An 18,462-nucleotide genomic window follows, 5' to 3' on the forward strand; every position below is an offset into this window, starting at 1 on the left:
CCTCCTATTCCGGCTGAATCGTGTTTTCCAAGATTCCTACTTTTTCAATTTCAACCTTTACCGTATCACTGCTTTTTACCCTTGGGGTTCCGTGTGGGACACCAACCATCAAAACATCCCCCTTGCCAAGTGACATGAAAGCAGTTACGTCACTGATGAGGTGGCGAACGGAGCGAACAAGTGATGAAGTATTTGCTTCATGCACAAGTTGATCATTTACGTACGTTTTTATTTGTAAATGATCAGGATCCGAGATTTCTGATGTATTCAACACCCACGGTCCAATCGGACAGAAACGATCCCGTGCTTGTTCTTTAATCGCCGGGCGATGCAGACTTTCGTGCGGAATATGTACATCGTTGACAACGGTATAACCTGCGACGAAATCGAGGGCGTCCTCAGGGCTTACTTGGGTGGCTGTTTGTTTCAAAACAACTCCGAGAGCCGGACCTGTCTGCAATTCACTAACATCCTCTGGTACATAAACGGGTGCCTGATGGGGTGTCCATGTATTTTTTGGTTTGATGTAGAGAACGGGTGCTTCAGGGGGCTTATTATAAGGCTTTTCTTGAAAGGCTGATTCATAAGCTTGCAGCGTTTCCCGGTAGTTGAGAGCTACACCGTAAATCGTCCCTGTCACCGGAACTTCCCAGTTCATTTCCGTGTCTCTCACTCTTCCATTTTCGTCACAAATGTCCCAGTTTTTTGTAAATTGGACATCCAGGTTTTTGGTAAGGGATGAACCTTGAATTAATGCTTTAGCATTCATGGTTGAACACACCTCCTGTCATTCTGTATGGTTTCAAATGCACGCAATGTATTGAGTTTATGTTGACGAGCAAATGCTTCGATCTCAAGAGATGACTTGTTTTCCACCAGCATTTTCAGCAGCTCTTCATGTTCAGTGACTGATTGCGGAGCTCTCGCTGGGAAAAAACTTATGCCTCCATTACGAACACTGTCCAGTCGTTCCCATACTTTCGTAATATCCTGAACGAGCAGTTGGTTTGGGCAACGACTGTAAATAGCCATGTGAAAGGTTTTGTTCAGTTCCCCAAAATCTTGCAGCTCATAGGACTGTACGATTTCTTTCATTTTTTGGTTAATCGTATAAAGTTCTTCAATGTCATCTTTACGTAGGTAGGGGGCACTGTTTGCAGTAGCGTACCCTTCAAGAATGGCCAGCAGCTCAAGCGACTCTTTGTAAACGTTGTCATTAATGGAACGGACAACAGCACCGATATTTTGCTGATGTTCAATGAGTTGGTCTGACTCGAGTTGGCGTAAGGCTTCTCGTACAGGAATGTGACTTGAGCCAACCTCCCTTGCGATTTGATCAATGATAATACGCTGCCCCTGCGTGTAAATGCCGTCTAAAATGCGAGTGCGGATAACTTCATAGGCGTATTGGGTCTTATTGACCTTATTTTCATTTGTGTCCATGTTTCTAATATATATGGTTTCATATATGATTTCAATGATTTAATGCAAACGATTTCAAAGATAAAAAGACGAGTGCAACGTTTCAAGAGTACTTTCCCGTCCATGAAAAGTCCTTGGGCGAATGATCGGGCGCGTAAGACACGGGATCGGTATTCAGCGCTTGAGGAACTTTTTTCGGCACAGCGCAGCATTCATTAGCTGAACGAAGAAAGAACTTTCGGACCGGTGCACTAGAAAACGTAGCTTCGTGCATCCTGTTTGTCACCACGAAAGCATCCATTTCTCACGAAGGAAAAGTGGGTTTCTTTCTCGGGGAATGGTTTCACACGTGAGCACCTTTGTCCCGGGTGTTTGAACAACCTCTAATAAAGTTCCTCCATATTGGCAATCACTTCACGTGCAGGTTTTGATAGGTAACGATCTTTGGCCCATAGGAGGGCAGCTTCTGCTTGAGCGTGAAAATCTTTTAGCTCGAAAACTTTCAAGTTCTTATGGGAAAAAGCTTCAAGCGTTGATCGAGGTACGATGGTTCCGCCAGCGCCTGCTGCAGTGAGCGATAAAAGCATCGCGGCATCCGGACACTCCACCACAACATTTGGGGTAAATCCCAGTCGTTTAAATTCATTTGTCACAATTTCAAATTGGCCCTTTCCACTTAAGCGATGAAGTAGAAGGAGGGGAATGTTATCTAAATCTTTCATCTCAATGCTCGTTCCTTTTTGAACAAAACCTTCCCACTCATCAGAAATGACAAACATATAAGGTTCAGGAGGGAGCAGTAAGGTGGAAAAGTCTTCTTCATTGACGGGCAATCGCAGAATCGCAAGTTCAATCTCCCTTTCTTCGATTTCTTTTGTAAGGGTATACGTATCTCCTTCCCGAATCTTAAATTGTACGCCTGGAAACCGCTCGCGAATATAGGTGACCTGTTGGAGAAGATAAGCGAAGCAGGACTTATTAGCTCCAATCTTGAGTACACCCTTCACACCACTGTTTACAGCTTTGACTTCTACAATCGTATCTTCAATCTCATTTAAAATAAAAGAAGCTTTACGATACAGCGCCTCGCCAGATTCGGTCAATACGAGAGAACGCCCATTTCTTTCGAATAACGTAACATTGAGTTCTTCTTCCAATAGTTTGAGCTGCTGGCTTAGAGGAGGTTGTGCAATGTGTAATTTTTTAGCGGCACGGGTGATCTGACCTTCATCTGCAATGGTTTTAAAATAACGCAATCGTCTCGTTTCCAATGTTATGAGACCTCCCATATCTTTTTCATATCGAAACACTATTTTATAGATATTTATCATATTTATTTTTCCATGATATATTGAAAGCGTAAACATTACAACAGTTAAATGAATTCAAAAAATTATTGGAGTTGGTCGGTCAGGAAGAATCTGTTAAGGAGGAAATATCTTGAGCTTACAATTGAAGCATATAAGTGAAGCAGGAAAAAAAACCATTGAAGCCATTACGACGATTCAACAGTACATTAACGGGGGATTCGTTCCATCCTCGACGAATGAAACTTTTGAAAATTTGAGTCCATATACCAATGAGCCTATCAATCAAGTAGCATCAGGTAGCTCTGATGATATTCACCAGGCGGTTCAAGCAGCTAAAAAAGCTTTCAAAGGTGAATGGGGGCAGATGAAGTTAAAGGAGCGTTTAGGCTATATCTATAAAATTGCAGATCTTATTGATGAGCATATCGAAGAGATCGCACCGCTAGAGTCTTATGATACAGGATTGCCGATCCAACAAACAAAAAAGATGGTAGCCCGTTCCGCTCAAAACTTCCGATTCTATGCAGAGATGGTGTCTACCCGTTTAGTTGGGGATGTGTATCCGGTAGATGATGAATTTCTCAACTATACCATTCAAAAACCCGTGGGTGTAGCTGGGTTAATCACACCGTGGAATGCACCTTTCATGTTAGAAACGTGGAAAATTGCTCCAGCCCTCGCTACGGGAAATACGGTTGTATTAAAGCCGGCGGAGTGGTCCCCATTAACGGCGAACCGTTTAGCGGAGATCATCGATAAAGCAGATTTGCCGGATGGTGTCTTTAACGTCGTTCACGGTTACGGGGAAACAGCCGGAGCGGCTCTTGTTTCTCATCCTGATGCACCACTTATCTCTTTTACCGGGGAAACGACAACCGGTTCAGAAATTATGAAAAATGGAGCCGACGCCTTGAAGCGTTTCTCTATGGAATTGGGTGGGAAGTCACCGATTATTGTTTTTGATGACGCTGATATTGATCGCGCTCTGGATGCTTGTACGTGGGGAATATTCTCGTTTAATGGGGAACGTTGTACGGCAAACTCTCGACTATATGTTCAGGAAAGTATTGCTGAAGAATTTGTGAAGCGCTTACAAGAGCGTGTGGACAACATCAAGGTCGGCGACCCTATGGATGATAAAACGGAAGTGGGCCCACTCATTCACAGGAACCATTGTGAAAACGTCCGCGGTTATTTAGAGATTGCAAAAGAAGAAGGAGCAGACATTTACAGTGGAAATATCCCATCTGATCTGAGCCGTGGCAATTACATTGCACCGACGCTTTTGCTCAACGCCAACAATGAAATGCGCTGTGTGCAAGAAGAAATCTTTGGTCCTGTCATTGCTGTGATGACCTTCGAGAGTGAAGAAGAAGTTGTAGAAAAAGCAAACGATGTACGTTATGGACTGGCGGGGTACGTCTGGACGAAAGATATTCAGCGCGGACATCGTGTCTCCCAAGCGATTGATTCCGGGATGCTCTGGGTGAATGCGCAAAATGTACGTGATTTACGTACGCCATTTGGAGGCGCAAAGCACAGTGGTATCGGCCGTGAAGGCGGTTATTATGCGTTTGAATTTTATACAGAGCAACAAGTGATTCATGTGGCCTTAGGCGATCACCATATCCCTCAATTTGGAAAATAAATCGAAAGGATGGATTCAAAATGCCAGCGAAAACGGGAGCTCAATATAGACAAGGATTAAGAGAAGCAAAGAACAACGTTTACATTCATGGCGAGCGTGTGGATGATCCAACCACCCATCCATCTTTTCAAAATGTGGTTGAATCCATGGCAGGCTTGTACGATTTGCAGCACGAAAAACCGGAGAAGATGCTTTACACATCACCAACGAGCGGAGATAAAGTAGGCATGACCTTCCTTCGTCCAGCATCGATCGATGATCTTGTGAAAAGACGAGAGGCGATTCAGGAGTGGGCAAAAACTTCTGGCGGCATGATGGGGCGCTCTCCGGATTATTTGAATGCTGAAGTGATGGCCATGGGCGTTGCTAATGATCTATTTGCCGAAGATGACCAAATGTTTGCAGATAATGCCCGTCATTACTACGAGTACGCTAGAGAAAACGATGTCAGCTTAACGCATACGCTCATACACCCTCAAGTCAATCGGCAAAAAGCGCAGCACGAACAAAAAGATGCAAACGTTGCCCTTCATTTAAAAGAAAAACGCTCAGATGGGATCATTGTAGATGGAGTGCGGCTGCTCGCAACACAAGGCGGAATTACGGATGAAATTCTCGTTTTCCCATCAACGGTCAAGCCGGCTGGGGAACTTGATGACCCGTATTCTCTGGCGTTCGTAGTGAAAAACAACACGCCTGGATTGAAGTTCATTAGCCGTGAATCCTTTGATTATGGTAAGTCGGAATGGGACCACCCACTAAGCAGTCGTTTTGAAGAAGGGGATGCGATCGTTTACTTTGATAACGTATTCGTACCTTGGGATCGGGTCTTTGTTTGCGGAAACTCTTCAATCTGTAACCGTACATTCTTGGAAACGAATGCGGTCGTGCATATGTCCCACCAAGTGGTTGCGAAAAATGTTGTAAAAACAGAGTTCCTGTTAGGTACGGTCCTAAATCTTATGGATTCCATTGGCATCGATGGGTTCCAGCACGTGAAGGATAAAGGAACGGAAATCATGCTTACATTGGAAACGATGAAATCTCATCTTTTCCGTGCCGAGCATAACGCAAAGCTGGACAAATGGGGAACGATGACACCGGATTTTGATGCATTAAATGCAGCAAGAAACTGGTATCCGCGCGTTTATCCACGTATGGTTGAAATTCTTAGGATCCTTGGAGCTTCCGGTTTAATGGGAATTCCAACAGAGGCCGATTTCCAGCATGAAGAGCTCGGACCGATTGTTAACCGTGCACTCCAAGCGAAAAACCTGGAAGGATATGAGCGAGTACAGCTCTTCCGCTTAGCTTGGGATCTCACATTAAGCTCATTTGGAAGCCGCCAAATGCACTATGAATATTATTTCTTTGGAGATCCGATCAAGATGGGGATGAGTTATTTCGATGCGTTTGATAAAGAACCATATAAAGCGTACGTTCAAGATTTCTTAAATCAAACCACGTCATCTAAACCAAGCTATGCCAAAGCATAATAGGAGGGGGCTATATGAATTTTGATATTATTCGTGCCGGGCGTGTGATTTTTCATGTTAAAGATTTAGATCGTTCAAAAGCGTTCTACGACGCGCTTGGCTTCATCGAAACAGAACGGAATGAACACCACCTTTATTTACGGGGCCTGGAAGAGCATAATCATCATAGCATTTGTTTGAAAAAAAGTGATGACCCGGTCGTTGAAGTCATTAGCTACAAAGTAGCGGATGACCAGCATTTGGATTCCCTTGCTTCTTTTTTTGAAAGCAAGGGGCAGCCAATCACCTGGAAAGAAGCAGGGGAACAAAAAGCTCTTGGCCGGACGTTACGGACGACAGACCCCTCAGGTTTAACACTCGAATTTTATGCTGATATGGAATCCGTGGACATCATGCTTCAGCGTTATGACCTCTACAAAGGGGGGAAAGTCCAACGCATCGATCATTTTAATTGTATGATCCCGGACGTAGAATCAGCTTACAATTTTTACATTAACGAGCTTGGCTTCAGATGTTCAGAGTATACAGCAACGGAAGATGAGAAGATTTGGGCTGCTTGGCTCCATCGAAAGCCTAGTGTGCATGATGTCGCCTTTATGAATGGCCTCGGACCGCGTTTGCATCACGTAGGTTTTTGGCTCCGTGATCCGATGAGCTTGATCGATTGTTGCGATGTGTTGGCAGCATTGAATTACGGCCCCCATATCGAACGTGGGCCCGGCCGCCATGGACTATCGAATGCTTTCTTCCTGTATTTACGAGACCCGGACGGTCATCGTGTTGAACTGTACAATGGAGATTACTTGACGAGTGATCCCGATTTCAAGCCAAAACGTTGGGATCTGGATGATCCGAAACGTGCAACATTTTGGGGACATGAAGCACCCGATAGCTGGTTCGAAGAGGCCTCTTTGTTTTTGGACCTTGATGGTTTGAAAAATGTAAATGTATCAGAGCCTCTTTTAGAGAAGAAGAAACCGACATTTGTCATCTAAAATCATTCATAATGAGGTGAAAAGATATGGACGATAAAATGTTTCGAGCAGCAATGGGAAAATTTACGACAGGCGTGACCGTTATTACGACTGAAGTTGATGGCGATGTACGCGGAATGACTGCGAATGCGTTTATGTCTGTATCGATGGATCCTAAACTTATATTGATTTCAGTGGCTCATAAAGCAAGACTGAAAGAAGCCATTGAGCAATCAGGCCAGTTCGCGGTCAATGTGCTCTCGAATGAGCAAAAGGAGATGTCAATGATTTTCGCCGGACAGAAAAAGGATGCACCCGATATTGAGTTTAATTATTTTGAAGGGCTGCCGGTGATTGAAGATTCCTTGGTTTCCATTGTGTGTGATGTTCATAATAGCTATGTTGAGGGGGATCACACACTATTTGTAGGTAGAGTCAAGAATCTGGAATTACAAGACGGCGATCCACTAGCATTTCACGAGGGTTGTTATAAGCAATTACAAGAAGCTTAAATGGGGGAGGAATCAGACATGCACGAAGCTATTAAATCAAGGTTAAAAGGCTCGATTGCCCCAGTAATCACGCCATTTACAAATGACCACGAACTCGATCTTAACAAACTTTCTGAACTGATTGAATTCCAGTTGGAAAATGGAAGCCACGGGATTTCTGTGACAGGAACTTCCGGGGAGCCGAGCTCACTTACAGTTACTGAACGTGAACAGGTGATGGAAACAGCAATTCAAACGACAAATGGACGTGTGCCGGTAGCACCGGGAACAGGCTCTACAAATCATGACGAGACGATGCATTTGACAAAACGGGCACAAGAAATGGGTGCCGATGCTGCCATGGTAATCGTTCCTTATTATAATAAGCCGAACCAGCATGCGCTATATAGACATTTTAAGACCGTTGCAGATTCTGTTGACATTCCGATTATCATTTATAACATCCCTGGCCGCACTGCACAAAATCTCCATGTCGATACGTTAGCAAGGTTAGTAGAGGATTGCCCGAACATCATCGGGGCAAAAGAATCAAACAAAGATTTTGAGCATGTCAACCGCGTGCTTCTCAAGTGCGGAAGAGACTTTCTCCTTTTCTCAGGAATCGAGCTGCTTTGTTACCCGATGCTTGCCATTGGAGGATCTGGTTCAATCAGTGCAACCGCCAATGTGGAACCGAAAAAAGTTGCAGACCTTCATAATGCCTGGTTGGAAGGGGATGTTGCTACAGCCCAGCGACTGCACTATGAGCTCATGCCATTAAACGATGTATTGTTTATGGATACGAACCCAGCACCGGTAAAAGCCGCACTTGGGATGATGGGTAAAATCGATCCTGCTCTTAGATTACCAATGGATCTACCATCTGAGGAACTGCAAGGTAAAATCCGTCAAACGTTGCAGGAATATTATATTGAAGTGTAGTCTCGTAGCTGCTGAAAAGAAACTTTCTTTTTAAGAGTGTGTAAGAGGACAGAAAGACCCGAGTAGGTGTAGGCCGAAAAGGTAAGATGTAGCAGTGAAAATGATGCTTGATCATCTCGGAGAAGAAAAGCTTGACACGAAAATGCTCGATGCGACCTGAAAAAGGAATAGAGCGTGTAATTACGCCTGATATCGGTGGAAAAGCAGTAACAGAAGAAGTCATTCCGGGAAATATTCGTGAACTTTTAAAATAGGAAGTTAGCTCCTAAGGGAACTCATCATATTCATCACAAAAAAAGGCAGCCCCATTTCCGGAGCTGCCTTTTTGCATCAATGAATTATCGAAGTGCGTCAGGGAAAGTTGATAGGTCAACTCCCCAGACAAGTGGCACCAAAAAGTACACAGCTAAGACAATAATCATTGTCGCAACAATATTTACATAGAATCCGGTTTTCACCATTTCAATGATCCGCAGTTTGCCTGTACCGAAAATAATCGCGTTCGGCGGAGTTCCAACAGGTAGCATGAACGCCATGTTCGCAGCCATTGCACACGGAACCATTAATGCAAATGGGTGAACATTCAACGCAACAGCTAAGGCGGCAACGACCGGCAAAATCATGGTTGCTGTTGCTGTATTTGAGGTGATTTCAGTCAGAATCATAATAAATATGGTAGAAGCTGCGATAATAATAATTAAGTTAAAGCCGTCAAGAACGGTTAGTTGTTCACCAAGCCAATCGGATAATCCTGAAGCTGTAAAGCCTTGGGCGATCGCCAGGCCGCCACCGAAGAGAAGTAAAACGCCCCATGGAATATCCCGAGAGTCCTCCCAGCTCAAAATTCGACCGCCCTTTAGGCGATTGGCCGGAATAGAGAAGAGCAGTACAGCGGCGAGAACCGCGATTAATCCGTCTGATAGACCGGGGATTCCATAGATCAGCCCGGTATCGATATCCCAGAAAAATTCACGCGTGATCCACATGGTAGCTGCAAAAAGGAAAACGAATCCAACGATCCATTCTTCATATGTGGTTTTTCCTAATCCTTGACGTTCCTGCTGGATGACCTCCCGGCCGCCTGGCAATTCTTTAATACTCGTTTTGAAGGCTATTCGACCAAGATAAAGCCATGTAAATGCAATCATTATTGCGACGACAGGCAGACCGAATAACATCCAAGTCGCAAATGAAATTTCTACCCCGAAAATTTCACGCATTTGCCCAGCGAGAATAATATTTGGCGGGGTACCGATTAACGTACCTACGCCACCAATTGTACCCGCATAGCCAATCCCGAAGATTAATGATTTTTCAAACTTGGGAAACTCAGCTTCTTCCGGTTTCCCTTTTAAAGCCGAGGCTACCTGGGCAGTAATCGCAAGCCCCATCGGAATCATCATCATAACCGCGGCGGTGTTGGATACCCACATGGAGAGAAAACCAGTGCCTACCATGAAACCGAGCAAAATCCGCTGAGTACTTGTACCAATCATGGCAATAATTAAAAGTGCCATGCGTTTGTGTAAATTCCATTTTTCCATCGCTGTAGCGATGAAAAACCCACCCAAGAATAAGAAGATGATATTGTCGCCGTAAGAGGACGCAACTTCCCCGCCATCGACTGCACCTGTAATTGGTAACAGAATGAGAGGCAATAATGAGGTTGCGGGGATGGGTAGTGCCTCAGTCACCCACCAGCTTGCAATCCATAGTGTAACAGCTAAAACCGCTTGTGCATCCGGAGAAAGTCCTGGAGGCTGAAAAAATAACATCGTGAGTATGAAGAGTGTAGGGCCAAGAAGGAGCCCGATAATTTGTGCTCGCGAATAGGCCGGCTTTGGGGGTTCGGGTTCGATATTTCCTCCGCCCCCGCCCTGCGGCTGCGCAGGTTGCGGCTTTTCTTCCTGTTCACGTTTTTTTGCTGCCTGATCGACATCTTTTTTATATGAGAAAATATTAATAAGATCTTTTGTACGAGCATGTTGTTTCCATAAATATTGCCAACCTGTTTGAAATACAGCTTTCATCGAAAGTCCCTCCTAACTTGACTTGAAAACGCTTACGCTTATTCTCCATGATATGACGAATTTCGACTAGTTTTTTTAACTAAACGAAACCAGATTCTTTGGTTTTCATTCCTTGGGCGGTGAGTCGGTATTGCTGCAACGGCCTGCCTGATGGCTGATAAATGACGTCTTTGTCGATCCAGCTGTTTTCGACAAAAAACCGCAAATATTTGCGAAGCGATACGTGTGAAATTGAGGTGATTTCACTCAGAACCGCCGCTGTTAGCCATTCTTTCTGATTTTCAAAAGCGTCCAGTACTCGAATCGCTGTCTCTTTTGTAATGCCTTTTGGAAAGGGAGGGACCTCAACGCTGCGCGGGTTACGCGCATGAAACAGCCGGTCGATATCTTCCTGGCAGTAAGCAGAATGCTCACTGGGCTGTCGGTTTTTAAACATAAGCATCGCTTCTTGAAAACGTTCATACGTAAAGGGCTTTATTAAATAATCGACCGCGCCAAAACGATGGCCGACTTGCACAGATTCTCGATCGTTCGCGGAGGTAATTAGAACGACGTCGATCGCCAAATCTTGCTCCCTTATGTAACGAAGCAAATCCAAGCCATTTTCCCCTTGCAAATACACATCTAGGAGCAGAACATCCATATGGCTTTCTTTCACGAGTTTCATACCTTCGTGAAGGGTCGCCGCGGATCCCGCCCAAGAGAACCCGGCCATTTTCTCCAAATAGATCTTATGAAATTTCACGACTAAAGGCTCGTCCTCGACAGCCCCTACTTTAATCATTTTCCATCCTCCTGTCTGTGCAGCGGGATTCGCGCCGTAAACGCTGTCCCCGAGCCCGGAGTTGATTCAAACGAATACGTACCCCCGGCCTTCGTAATTGTTTCCACCATAATTGCAAGACCAAATCCGCGGTGCTCGCCCTTTGATGACACACCCTTCTTAAGCAGCCACGGAAGTTCCGTTACTTCAAATCCTTTACCACTGTCTTCTAATAAAAAGACGAGGGTGTCTTCGTCTCGATCGAACGTCAGGTCCATCGTTTTCTCGTTTCGGCCGATCATCGCTTCATACGCATTGTCGAGCGCGTTGCCGATAACGGTGATCCACCCGTCGAGCAGCTCAGTATTGTGAAGCACCGGCCAGCTCGTCTCTCCATGCAAGGTAACTGTCACCCCCGCGTTTTTTAAGCGTCCGATCTGATTTGTAATGTAGCCGGCAAGGGTGATGTCCTTGACATGCTGCCCAATTTCGTTCACTCCATCTTGATATTGAAAGGCGAGGGACTCGATGTAGTCTTTGAGCTCTGCATAAGACTCTGTATGTACCATTGCGCCAATAATATGGAGTTTGTTCATAAATTCATGGGTTTGCAGACGCAGCTGCTGGGCATAGTGCTCGACGCCGACGAGACGTTCGAGGACTCGATCGAGTTCGCTTCGGTCACGAAAGGTAATGAGGGCACCAACGGTTTCATTGCCGACTGTGACGGGGGTGCGGCTCGTAATCATTTGCACATTCCCGAGCCAGCGCATGTTATCGGTGATCGTCTCGCCGTCGTGAAGCTGTTCGTGAATGGAAAGCGTTGGCCATACGTCTTCGAGCGACTTTCCGATCGTATGTGGGCCGAGCGTTGCAGTGGCAGTTCGGTTTGTGACGATGATCCTGCCTTTATTGTCGGTCGCGATTACGCCTTCATAAACACTTTCAAGCATTGCCTCTCGTTCTTGGAGCCTCTGCGAGATTTCTTCTGGTTCAAGGTCGTGCAATGTTCGCTTAATTCTGCGGGCAAGTATGTAGGAGCCCGCCGCGCCTAATAACAGACTAAGGCCTGTACTAATAAACACGATCCGCTGACTTTGTAAAACGTAGTTATTGATGCGTTCAGTGGAGATGCCGACGGAAATCGCTCCAATCTGCTCACCTTCATCGATGATCGGCCGAAAGGCACGCATCGACGGGCCAAGTGTGCCCACTTCCTCGGACGTATAAGCAAGACCTCGCTCAAGAACACCGGTCACATCCTCACCGACGAATTCCTCTCCCACTCGTTCTGGTGTCGGGTGAGTAAGCCGAATGCCGTCCATATCCATGAGGACGATATAAAGAAGGTTGTTCTCAACGCGCAGTTTAGCAAGCAGGTTCCTAAGTTCTTCATCAGCTTCGCCAGCCCGGAGTGCATCAATAACCATCGGACTTTCGGCGAGGTGGCTTGCACTGAGCACAGCCTGATCTTCGAGCGACTGCCGCGCTTGATTTGCCTGAGAATGGGCGATAAGTATACCCGCCAGCAACAATGTCCCGAATAAAAGCGCCATCGCATAAATCATCACCCGATACTGCAGCGGCCATTTTTTCTTGCGCTTCACAGTTAGCCACCTCCTTTACTTGCATATATTGCTCTATTATAGAAAATCTTGATGGGCTACGCCAAGGGGGCAATTCACCGGTGTAAAGTTTCGTGTGCTGAGCACTCGACTGGTAAATATCCGTGAGGGGGATATCGACCGCATGGGGTACTCGGTACTTCATCGAAAAGCGGTCAAAAATTCGCCTCTCCCACAGAAGTTTGAAAACCTTTCCTTTCTACCTCACCTCGCTTACGAGTCGAGGTGAGGCAGTCCTAACTCAACAGACTGAGTTTCCTCTAGGTTTACACCTGCTGCGGGAAGGGAGTCATATCGTAAAAAGTGGAGTTGGATACGGAGGAAAATAAGATGAGGCTAAATCAAATCATTTCAGGTAAATGAAAAAATCGCTGAACAACTGCTCGGATAAATAGGGAATCATGTAGTCCTATAAGGATTCTAAAAGAACCCTCCAGGAATATTAAAGGTTTTTTCGTTCGAATGGAAGCAGGGATCCCTCATATTTGTATTTTCCACTAGAGCAGCCAGAGTCGGCTAAAAAAACAATATGAAACCGCCCGTAAACGGGCGGGAAATCAATCATACCCTCCGGCCGGATCAGAAAGTGTATCGTATTTGGGGCGTGGCATGAAACTTTATATATTAATTTTCTAACATTCTCCAACTATTCATCGGGTTCAGTGCCGCACATCTAGCCATTCTCTTTGGTGTTTCACCATTTATCGTTACGGTCAGCATGTTTTGTTTGGATGGTCAACGCAGGTTCTATCGCCGGCTTGTTCTGCGGGAGCTAACACATCAAATTCATTTATCTTTCATAAATCCGTATTCGTTCTTCTTCACTCAACCCATTTAATGAAGTGCTTTTTTTAGGTCTACAATGATGTCGTCTGGATGTTCCATGCCAACCGACAGGCGAATGAGATTCGAAGGAATTGCTGCAAGCTCGCGCCCTTCGTCTCCTTGCTGCTGGTGCGTGGAGATCGCCGGGATGACGGCGACACTTTTGTGACGGCCGAGATCGGTCGCCCGCCAAATGAGTTCAAGCTTATCGAGTACTTTTCTCGCTGCTTGTTCCCCGCCTCTTACAATGAAGCCCATGAGGTGTCCGTACCGGTTCACACCTGCGCCGTTTTCATCACCATCGACGAGCCACATATACTTGGACGCGACCTCGTACCCAGCATTGGAAGGCAACCCAGGATAATGGACGGCCTCTACGCCTTCATGCTGATCCAGGAACTCCGCCACTTTTATCGCATTTTTACTCATGACGTCAACGCGTGTCCGTAAAGTTCTCAAGTCATTCAGGATAAAATGAGCACTTAGCGGTGAAAGTGCGGTGCCGTGGTCACGCATCGGCCAGAGCTTCACGTAACCTGCAAAGTTCTCAAGCATGTCGTCGCTCCCCACTTTGCTCGGAATGTTGTTACGAGAGACGATCACCCCTGCGATCGCTGAACCGCTACCGCCGATCGCTTTACTGATCGAATGAACAACGATATCGGCACCATGGCAGATCGGCCGCATAAGTGCCGGTGTTGTGAGCGTCGAATCAACGATCAGCGGAATGCCATGATCATGGGCGAGGTCTGCGAGACGCTCCAAATCAACGACCGTTAAACTCGGGTTAGACGGCATTTCCACATAGATAAAACGTGTGTTTCCATCGATCATAGTAGTCCAGGCATCTATGTTCGAGGTGTCCTGCACCCAGCGGACATCGATATCGCGTTCTCTACCGTAGCGTTCATTAAAGAGCATGAACGTTCCGCCGTAGCATTTTGCATCCGCAACAAAGTTCACGCCGCTTACAGAGTTCTCCAGAAACGGGTTCGTCGCCATAAAGATTGCGCCCATACCCGAACCTGTCATCGCCGCAGTCGTTTCCCCGGAGAAGCCGTAGCCTTCCAGCATGGCAAGCGTGCCTTCAAGGTAGTGAAGTGAGGGGTTGTGAATGCGTGTATAACCCCAAGCCGGTGTGAGATAGGACAGTGCCGCCTCAAGATGATCGGAGTTTTCAAAATGCTGAGCAGGTGAAACGGTAAGCGGTTCCATTATACTGTCTTGATTATTCATCGCATCTTCCATGCCATACAAGCCATGAGCGGCAATCGTATCAAACCTTTTCGTTTTCATTAGGTTGCGCCGCGCCTGTTCCTCTTGCTGCTTTCTTTTCCCATCTTCCACGTATTTTTTAACCCCAGCATTGAGCCTCTCTGTCATCATCATTCCTCCTTGTAAAAGATCGGCAATTGTGTTGAAGACTTAATTTCACCATAGGATACGCTTGTTTGAATCCGTGTGACACTTGGCAGCGAACTTAAATTCTCTACGACGAAATTTTTCAGGTCTTTGCTGTTTTTAAGAACGACCTTCAAAATGTAGTCGCACTCACCCGTAACGTGATGGCATTCAAGCACCTCAGGCATTTTCACAACTGCCTCTTGAAAGAAATCAATGTGCTTTCTTTGATGCGCTTTCATGCCGACATAAATGAAGCATAGTAAATCGAAGCCGAGGTGATCTTTGTTTACGATCGTTACATAGCGGTCAATGAGCCCTTCAGCTTCCAAACGTTTGACCCTGGCGTGGGTTGCAGGCGGGGACAAATTCACTCTGCGGACAAGTTCGAAGTTACTCAACTGTGCTTCTCTTTGCAAAACGTCAAGCAAACGCTGATCCATGTCATCGAGCTTTCGATCTACAAATGATTTTATCACTAAAAACCCTTCTAAATGATGTTTTTTTCATTTTATAAAAAATTGAAAATAAATAATAGTTAGAGTGAATCACTGATGAATAAAATTCCGCTTCTTTTTTGTAAAAGAACATTTTCCGTACAATCTTCGTCAGTGCGTTTTTTTGGTTATAAATCTTTTGGTGTTGGGAGCTTCGGCGGGAGAGGGAAGAGATAGTGGTCATGGCAGTAGTAATCCAGACCGTTGCAGGTTCTGGATTTCTTATATGCATCGGATGTCCGTCAAATTCCTACATATGTAAAAACAGGGAATATCGAGGGGGTGCGGGGAAATTGTCGGAAGAGAAGCTTTTATCGTTTGGGGCGCAAATACCAGTCATGATTCTTCCTTGTCTTGGATGTTTCTCGTCAGCTTAACTTTCATATTGTTGCCGACCCAAATGTAAGGGAATTTACTTGTTGAAGAAAAAGAACAACAGATATGGCGTACCCTTGTACAACAAGGGGTTTCTCTTTATGGCGCTCGTAAAAGCATTGCTTACATCCATCATGATGCTTGTCATATCATTTTTTATTGTTTATTTAAGTGGCTTAAGTTTTACTACAGCATTAATCGTTTATGTTTTCATTACCCCGATCCTCCTGATTACACTTTCAATCGGAACCATCATAGCAGCTTACTCCAACAATAAAATAGAAGTTAATCTGTGGAAACACCAATCATCATTATTTTTATTTCCCTGGAAATAATTCATCAAGTTCTGTCGAAAGAGCTAGAAATGGGATATGAGGATCTGGAGCCAGTTAGATCAACGGTTGATAATGTTAATGTTTGTATTTTCACTCACCACTTTTACATGCAACGTTTTCTTGGAGCCAGTCAGAAACCTGTGCGCCAGAGATAAGGATCCATTTTCTTTTTTTGAAAATCCTTCTGCGTATAAACGATGAATATCAAAATAAGTCATGTAACGGTTCACTCCTGTTTCCTCCACTCCGTATGTACTGCTTTCAGTATATACAGGTGAGGATACTTGTGGACGAACTGTTTAATCTTAGTCTGGGTGTACCATGAGCGATTCTAGGCCTTGAAAAGCTTTCCCCACAGCAGCTTTATCGAACGATGGATGTGTTGCTGGAGGTCAGAGAAGTTTTGGAAAAACAGGTGTATTTTTCTGTGGCCAAGCTCTTAAACCTAGAGGTCGATTTGATTTATTTTGACATCACTTCCTCGTATTTCGAGGTAGAGCCACAGGAAGCCCCGGGAGGGGAAAGCTAGCGACTGTCGACTCCGAGTCGTAACTTGGGCTAGCGTAACGGGGTTTAATCAAAAATATGGCCTTATCCCTAAAGAATGAAGGATAAAGCCGCTTAAAAGTCCATTTTTCACATGGAGCAAGATGACTTTTTTCAATTAAATGTTGGTTGGCTTAGACGGTAGTCATTTGGTACCTAGTCTGTTTGTTCTTTATAAATAAAGTAATCAAAATCAGCTGGGATCTTTCCCCCGCTTAAATCCTGACAGCACATTCCAATAAATGTGCCAGTAAACCGCACATGAGGTGCAGAATCGTCAGACATATGGCGAACATCGATTTGATTTCCAATTTTCTTCCACTTTTCTTCATTCTGAGCAAGTGTATAATAGAGCTGCAACCATTCGTTCTCAACGACAGCTTTTAATCTTACTTCTGGTTCTTCCGGAATTTCAATATATCGCTCTAACAGTTCATAGTATTCACCATGCTTTGTCTGAATAATCCCGATACATTTTCCCAATCCTTCACGCTCTGTAATATTTAAGTAGACGTGATCAACGGTATCGTAATAAAAAATCAATCCTGCCATTTGTTGGAACGTTTCAGGATGGAAATCAACGGAAGTTTCCGCTTCAACATGAAATGCTTGTTGACGTCTCGCTATAAGGCTTTGTCTGTGTAAAGAAGATAATGACTCCATTCCTTTTAACCTCAGATATCCAGGGCGTTCAGTAAGGGAGAGCCAAGATGGTTCCGCGGGAATTCTAAGAGAATTCCACTCGCTTCGTAGTTCAGGTTTGTCAAAATTATCTTTTTCAGGGAGAGCTTCAAATGGTTGTTCCGGAACATCCAATCCCTTGACATGTAAAGATGGGGCATTTCCACCATGACTGAGGCGCAGCCAGCCATCATTGGTCCATTCACAACGTTGGAGAGCTGTTTCACGTCCTAAGGTACAGTATTTATCTTTTAAGGGTCGTCCGCATAAATGAGCCAGATACCATTCACCCTCTTGTGTTTCTACTAAACTGCCATGACCAGCTTTTTGCAGAGGCAAGTCATCTCGACCTGCAGAAGTTAATAACGGGTACTGATCATCTACTTCATAAGGACCGTCAATATTTTTTGATCTAGCCAGGGTCGCGGCATGTTCATATTCCGTACCCCCCTCTGCAGTTAATAAATAGTAATAGCCATTCACTTTATAAATGTGAGGAGCTTCCGTGAGTTTAATATCTGTACCTTTAAAGATATTTTTTACTCCCCCTACTAATTTCTGTTCTTTCTCTGAGTATTCCTGTAGAAGGATTCCACCGAAAGAATGGTTCTCAGGACGATAATCCCATACAACATTTGTCAGCCATTTACGCCCATCCGTATCATGAAATAACGAAGGGTCAAAGCCGCTGCTGTTTAAATATACCGGGTCGGACCATGGACCGGTAATCTCTTCGGCAGTCACTAAATAGTTATGGGTATCTTTATAAGCCCCGTGCCACGATTTAACATCTGTATAGATTAAATAATATAAACCATTACAATAACTGAGACATGGTGCCCATACACCTCCTGAATTTACATTTCCATCCATATCCAATTGCGAAACACGAGTTAAGGGGCTGTTAATGAATTGCCAATGCTTCAAGTCTTTAGAATGGTAAATTCTTACACCGGGGAACCATTCAAAGGTGGAAGTCGCGATGTAATAATTGTCCTTGACACGAAGGATGGAAGGGTCCGGATAGAAGCCTCTTAGAATAGGATTTTCAATCATAGACATGCTTAGCTCTCCTTTTGTAATAGATTGCGTAATATTTTA

At 44.9% G+C, this 18,462-nt stretch carries 17 protein-coding genes and 1 pseudogene; 8 read left to right on the plus strand and 10 right to left on the minus strand.

Annotation, left to right across the window (positions count from 1 at the left end):
* Window positions 1–4: 4 nt before the first annotated feature.
* The 3 genes from HNR44_RS16070 to HNR44_RS16080 all read right to left on the minus strand — a co-directional run bounded on the left by HNR44_RS16070 (window position 5) and on the right by HNR44_RS16080 (window position 2,693).
* Window positions 5–769, minus strand: coding sequence for a fumarylacetoacetate hydrolase family protein (locus HNR44_RS16070; RefSeq protein WP_184405382.1), 765 nt, complete (start codon window positions 767–769; stop codon window positions 5–7).
* Window positions 766–1,443 carry a GntR family transcriptional regulator gene (locus HNR44_RS16075; protein WP_184405383.1) on the minus strand — a complete coding sequence of 226 codons (678 nt, stop codon included), beginning with the start codon at window positions 1,441–1,443 and terminating at the stop codon, window positions 766–768. Before HNR44_RS16075 ends, HNR44_RS16070 begins: the two co-directional genes overlap by 4 nt.
* 362 nt (window positions 1,444–1,805) lie before the next feature.
* On the minus strand, window positions 1,806–2,693 hold the full coding sequence (locus tag HNR44_RS16080; protein ID WP_184405384.1) for a LysR family transcriptional regulator: 888 nt from the start codon (window positions 2,691–2,693) through the stop codon (window positions 1,806–1,808).
* Between the two features lie 190 nt (window positions 2,694–2,883).
* On the opposite strand from HNR44_RS16080, the gene hpaE reads away from it, so the two are divergent.
* The 6 genes from hpaE to HNR44_RS17890 all read left to right on the plus strand — a co-directional run bounded on the left by hpaE (window position 2,884) and on the right by HNR44_RS17890 (window position 8,537).
* Window positions 2,884–4,380: a 5-carboxymethyl-2-hydroxymuconate semialdehyde dehydrogenase gene (gene hpaE / locus HNR44_RS16085; RefSeq protein WP_343069568.1), complete on the plus strand. Its 1,497-nt coding sequence runs from the start codon at window positions 2,884–2,886 to the stop codon at window positions 4,378–4,380.
* Between the two features lie 20 nt (window positions 4,381–4,400).
* Complete coding sequence (gene hpaB, locus HNR44_RS16090) at window positions 4,401–5,876, plus strand: 4-hydroxyphenylacetate 3-monooxygenase, oxygenase component (protein WP_184405386.1); 1,476 nt, start codon at window positions 4,401–4,403, stop codon at window positions 5,874–5,876.
* Between the two features lie 14 nt (window positions 5,877–5,890).
* Window positions 5,891–6,871 carry a 3,4-dihydroxyphenylacetate 2,3-dioxygenase gene (gene hpaD, locus HNR44_RS16095; RefSeq protein WP_184405387.1) on the plus strand — a complete coding sequence of 327 codons (981 nt, stop codon included), beginning with the start codon at window positions 5,891–5,893 and terminating at the stop codon, window positions 6,869–6,871.
* 26 nt (window positions 6,872–6,897) lie between these two features.
* The gene (locus tag HNR44_RS16100; protein ID WP_184405388.1) at window positions 6,898–7,362 is read left to right on the plus strand and encodes a flavin reductase family protein; all 465 of its coding nucleotides are present in this window, start codon (window positions 6,898–6,900) and stop codon (window positions 7,360–7,362) included.
* Window positions 7,363–7,380: 18 nt separating this feature from the next.
* Window positions 7,381–8,283 (plus strand): 2,4-dihydroxyhept-2-ene-1,7-dioic acid aldolase, encoded by a 903-nt coding sequence (hpaI, locus tag HNR44_RS16105; protein WP_184405389.1) that lies wholly within the window; start codon window positions 7,381–7,383, stop codon window positions 8,281–8,283.
* 131 nt (window positions 8,284–8,414) lie between these two features.
* A complete protein-coding gene (locus HNR44_RS17890; protein ID WP_281381442.1) occupies window positions 8,415–8,537 on the plus strand; it encodes a hypothetical protein in 123 nt (40 codons plus the stop codon).
* A gap of 84 nt (window positions 8,538–8,621) precedes the next feature.
* On the opposite strand, the gene HNR44_RS16110 is transcribed toward HNR44_RS17890, so the two are convergent.
* The 5 genes from HNR44_RS16110 to HNR44_RS16130 all read right to left on the minus strand — a co-directional run bounded on the left by HNR44_RS16110 (window position 8,622) and on the right by HNR44_RS16130 (window position 15,403).
* Window positions 8,622–10,313 (minus strand): SLC13 family permease, encoded by a 1,692-nt coding sequence (locus HNR44_RS16110; RefSeq protein ID WP_184405390.1) that lies wholly within the window; start codon window positions 10,311–10,313, stop codon window positions 8,622–8,624.
* 79 nt (window positions 10,314–10,392) lie between these two features.
* Window positions 10,393–11,097: a response regulator gene (locus HNR44_RS16115; RefSeq protein WP_184405391.1), complete on the minus strand. Its 705-nt coding sequence runs from the start codon at window positions 11,095–11,097 to the stop codon at window positions 10,393–10,395.
* Window positions 11,094–12,683 (minus strand): ATP-binding protein, encoded by a 1,590-nt coding sequence (locus tag HNR44_RS16120; RefSeq protein ID WP_184405392.1) that lies wholly within the window; start codon window positions 12,681–12,683, stop codon window positions 11,094–11,096. The genes HNR44_RS16115 and HNR44_RS16120 overlap by 4 nt, the downstream gene beginning before the upstream one ends.
* A gap of 852 nt (window positions 12,684–13,535) precedes the next feature.
* On the minus strand, window positions 13,536–14,915 hold the full coding sequence (locus HNR44_RS16125; protein WP_221434335.1) for a PLP-dependent transferase: 1,380 nt from the start codon (window positions 14,913–14,915) through the stop codon (window positions 13,536–13,538).
* Window positions 14,912–15,403 (minus strand): Lrp/AsnC family transcriptional regulator, encoded by a 492-nt coding sequence (locus HNR44_RS16130; protein WP_343069570.1) that lies wholly within the window; start codon window positions 15,401–15,403, stop codon window positions 14,912–14,914. The genes HNR44_RS16125 and HNR44_RS16130 overlap by 4 nt, the downstream gene beginning before the upstream one ends.
* 497 nt (window positions 15,404–15,900) lie before the next feature.
* On the opposite strand from HNR44_RS16130, the gene HNR44_RS16135 reads away from it, so the two are divergent.
* A complete protein-coding gene (locus tag HNR44_RS16135) occupies window positions 15,901–16,134 on the plus strand; it encodes a hypothetical protein (protein ID WP_184405393.1) in 234 nt (77 codons plus the stop codon).
* A gap of 59 nt (window positions 16,135–16,193) precedes the next feature.
* Here HNR44_RS16135 and HNR44_RS16140 read toward each other — a convergent pair whose 3' ends face one another.
* A complete protein-coding gene (locus tag HNR44_RS16140) occupies window positions 16,194–16,352 on the minus strand; it encodes a hypothetical protein (protein ID WP_184405394.1) in 159 nt (52 codons plus the stop codon).
* A gap of 107 nt (window positions 16,353–16,459) precedes the next feature.
* Between HNR44_RS16140 and HNR44_RS17755 the strand changes: the two are divergent.
* Window positions 16,460–16,660: pseudogene (locus HNR44_RS17755) on the plus strand (IS1634 family transposase); the annotation flags it as partial.
* 176 nt (window positions 16,661–16,836) lie between these two features.
* Here the strand turns inward: HNR44_RS17755 and HNR44_RS16145 are convergent.
* Window positions 16,837–18,423 carry a glycoside hydrolase family 43 protein gene (locus HNR44_RS16145; protein WP_184405395.1) on the minus strand — a complete coding sequence of 529 codons (1,587 nt, stop codon included), beginning with the start codon at window positions 18,421–18,423 and terminating at the stop codon, window positions 16,837–16,839.
* Window positions 18,424–18,462: the final 39 nt, after the last annotated feature.

Source organism: Geomicrobium halophilum (genome assembly GCF_014207655.1).
Classification (GTDB): domain Bacteria; phylum Bacillota; class Bacilli; order Bacillales; family Marinococcaceae; genus Geomicrobium; species Geomicrobium halophilum.

Coding starts and splice junctions, on each gene's coding strand:
- HNR44_RS16070 (WP_184405382.1), bottom strand. CDS start 769: ATGAATGCTAAAGCATTAATTCAAGGTTCATCCCTTACCAAAAACCTG.
- HNR44_RS16075 (WP_184405383.1), bottom strand. CDS start 1,443: ATGGACACAAATGAAAATAAGGTCAATAAGACCCAATACGCCTATGAA.
- hpaB (WP_184405386.1), top strand. CDS start 4,401: ATGCCAGCGAAAACGGGAGCTCAATATAGACAAGGATTAAGAGAAGCA.
- hpaD (WP_184405387.1), top strand. CDS start 5,891: ATGAATTTTGATATTATTCGTGCCGGGCGTGTGATTTTTCATGTTAAA.
- HNR44_RS16100 (WP_184405388.1), top strand. CDS start 6,898: ATGGACGATAAAATGTTTCGAGCAGCAATGGGAAAATTTACGACAGGC.
- hpaI (WP_184405389.1), top strand. CDS start 7,381: ATGCACGAAGCTATTAAATCAAGGTTAAAAGGCTCGATTGCCCCAGTA.
- HNR44_RS16110 (WP_184405390.1), bottom strand. CDS start 10,313: ATGAAAGCTGTATTTCAAACAGGTTGGCAATATTTATGGAAACAACAT.
- HNR44_RS16115 (WP_184405391.1), bottom strand. CDS start 11,097: ATGATTAAAGTAGGGGCTGTCGAGGACGAGCCTTTAGTCGTGAAATTT.
- HNR44_RS16125 (WP_221434335.1), bottom strand. CDS start 14,915: ATGATGATGACAGAGAGGCTCAATGCTGGGGTTAAAAAATACGTGGAA.
- HNR44_RS16135 (WP_184405393.1), top strand. CDS start 15,901: ATGGCGCTCGTAAAAGCATTGCTTACATCCATCATGATGCTTGTCATA.
- HNR44_RS16140 (WP_184405394.1), bottom strand. CDS start 16,352: ATGACTTATTTTGATATTCATCGTTTATACGCAGAAGGATTTTCAAAA.
- HNR44_RS16145 (WP_184405395.1), bottom strand. CDS start 18,423: ATGTCTATGATTGAAAATCCTATTCTAAGAGGCTTCTATCCGGACCCT.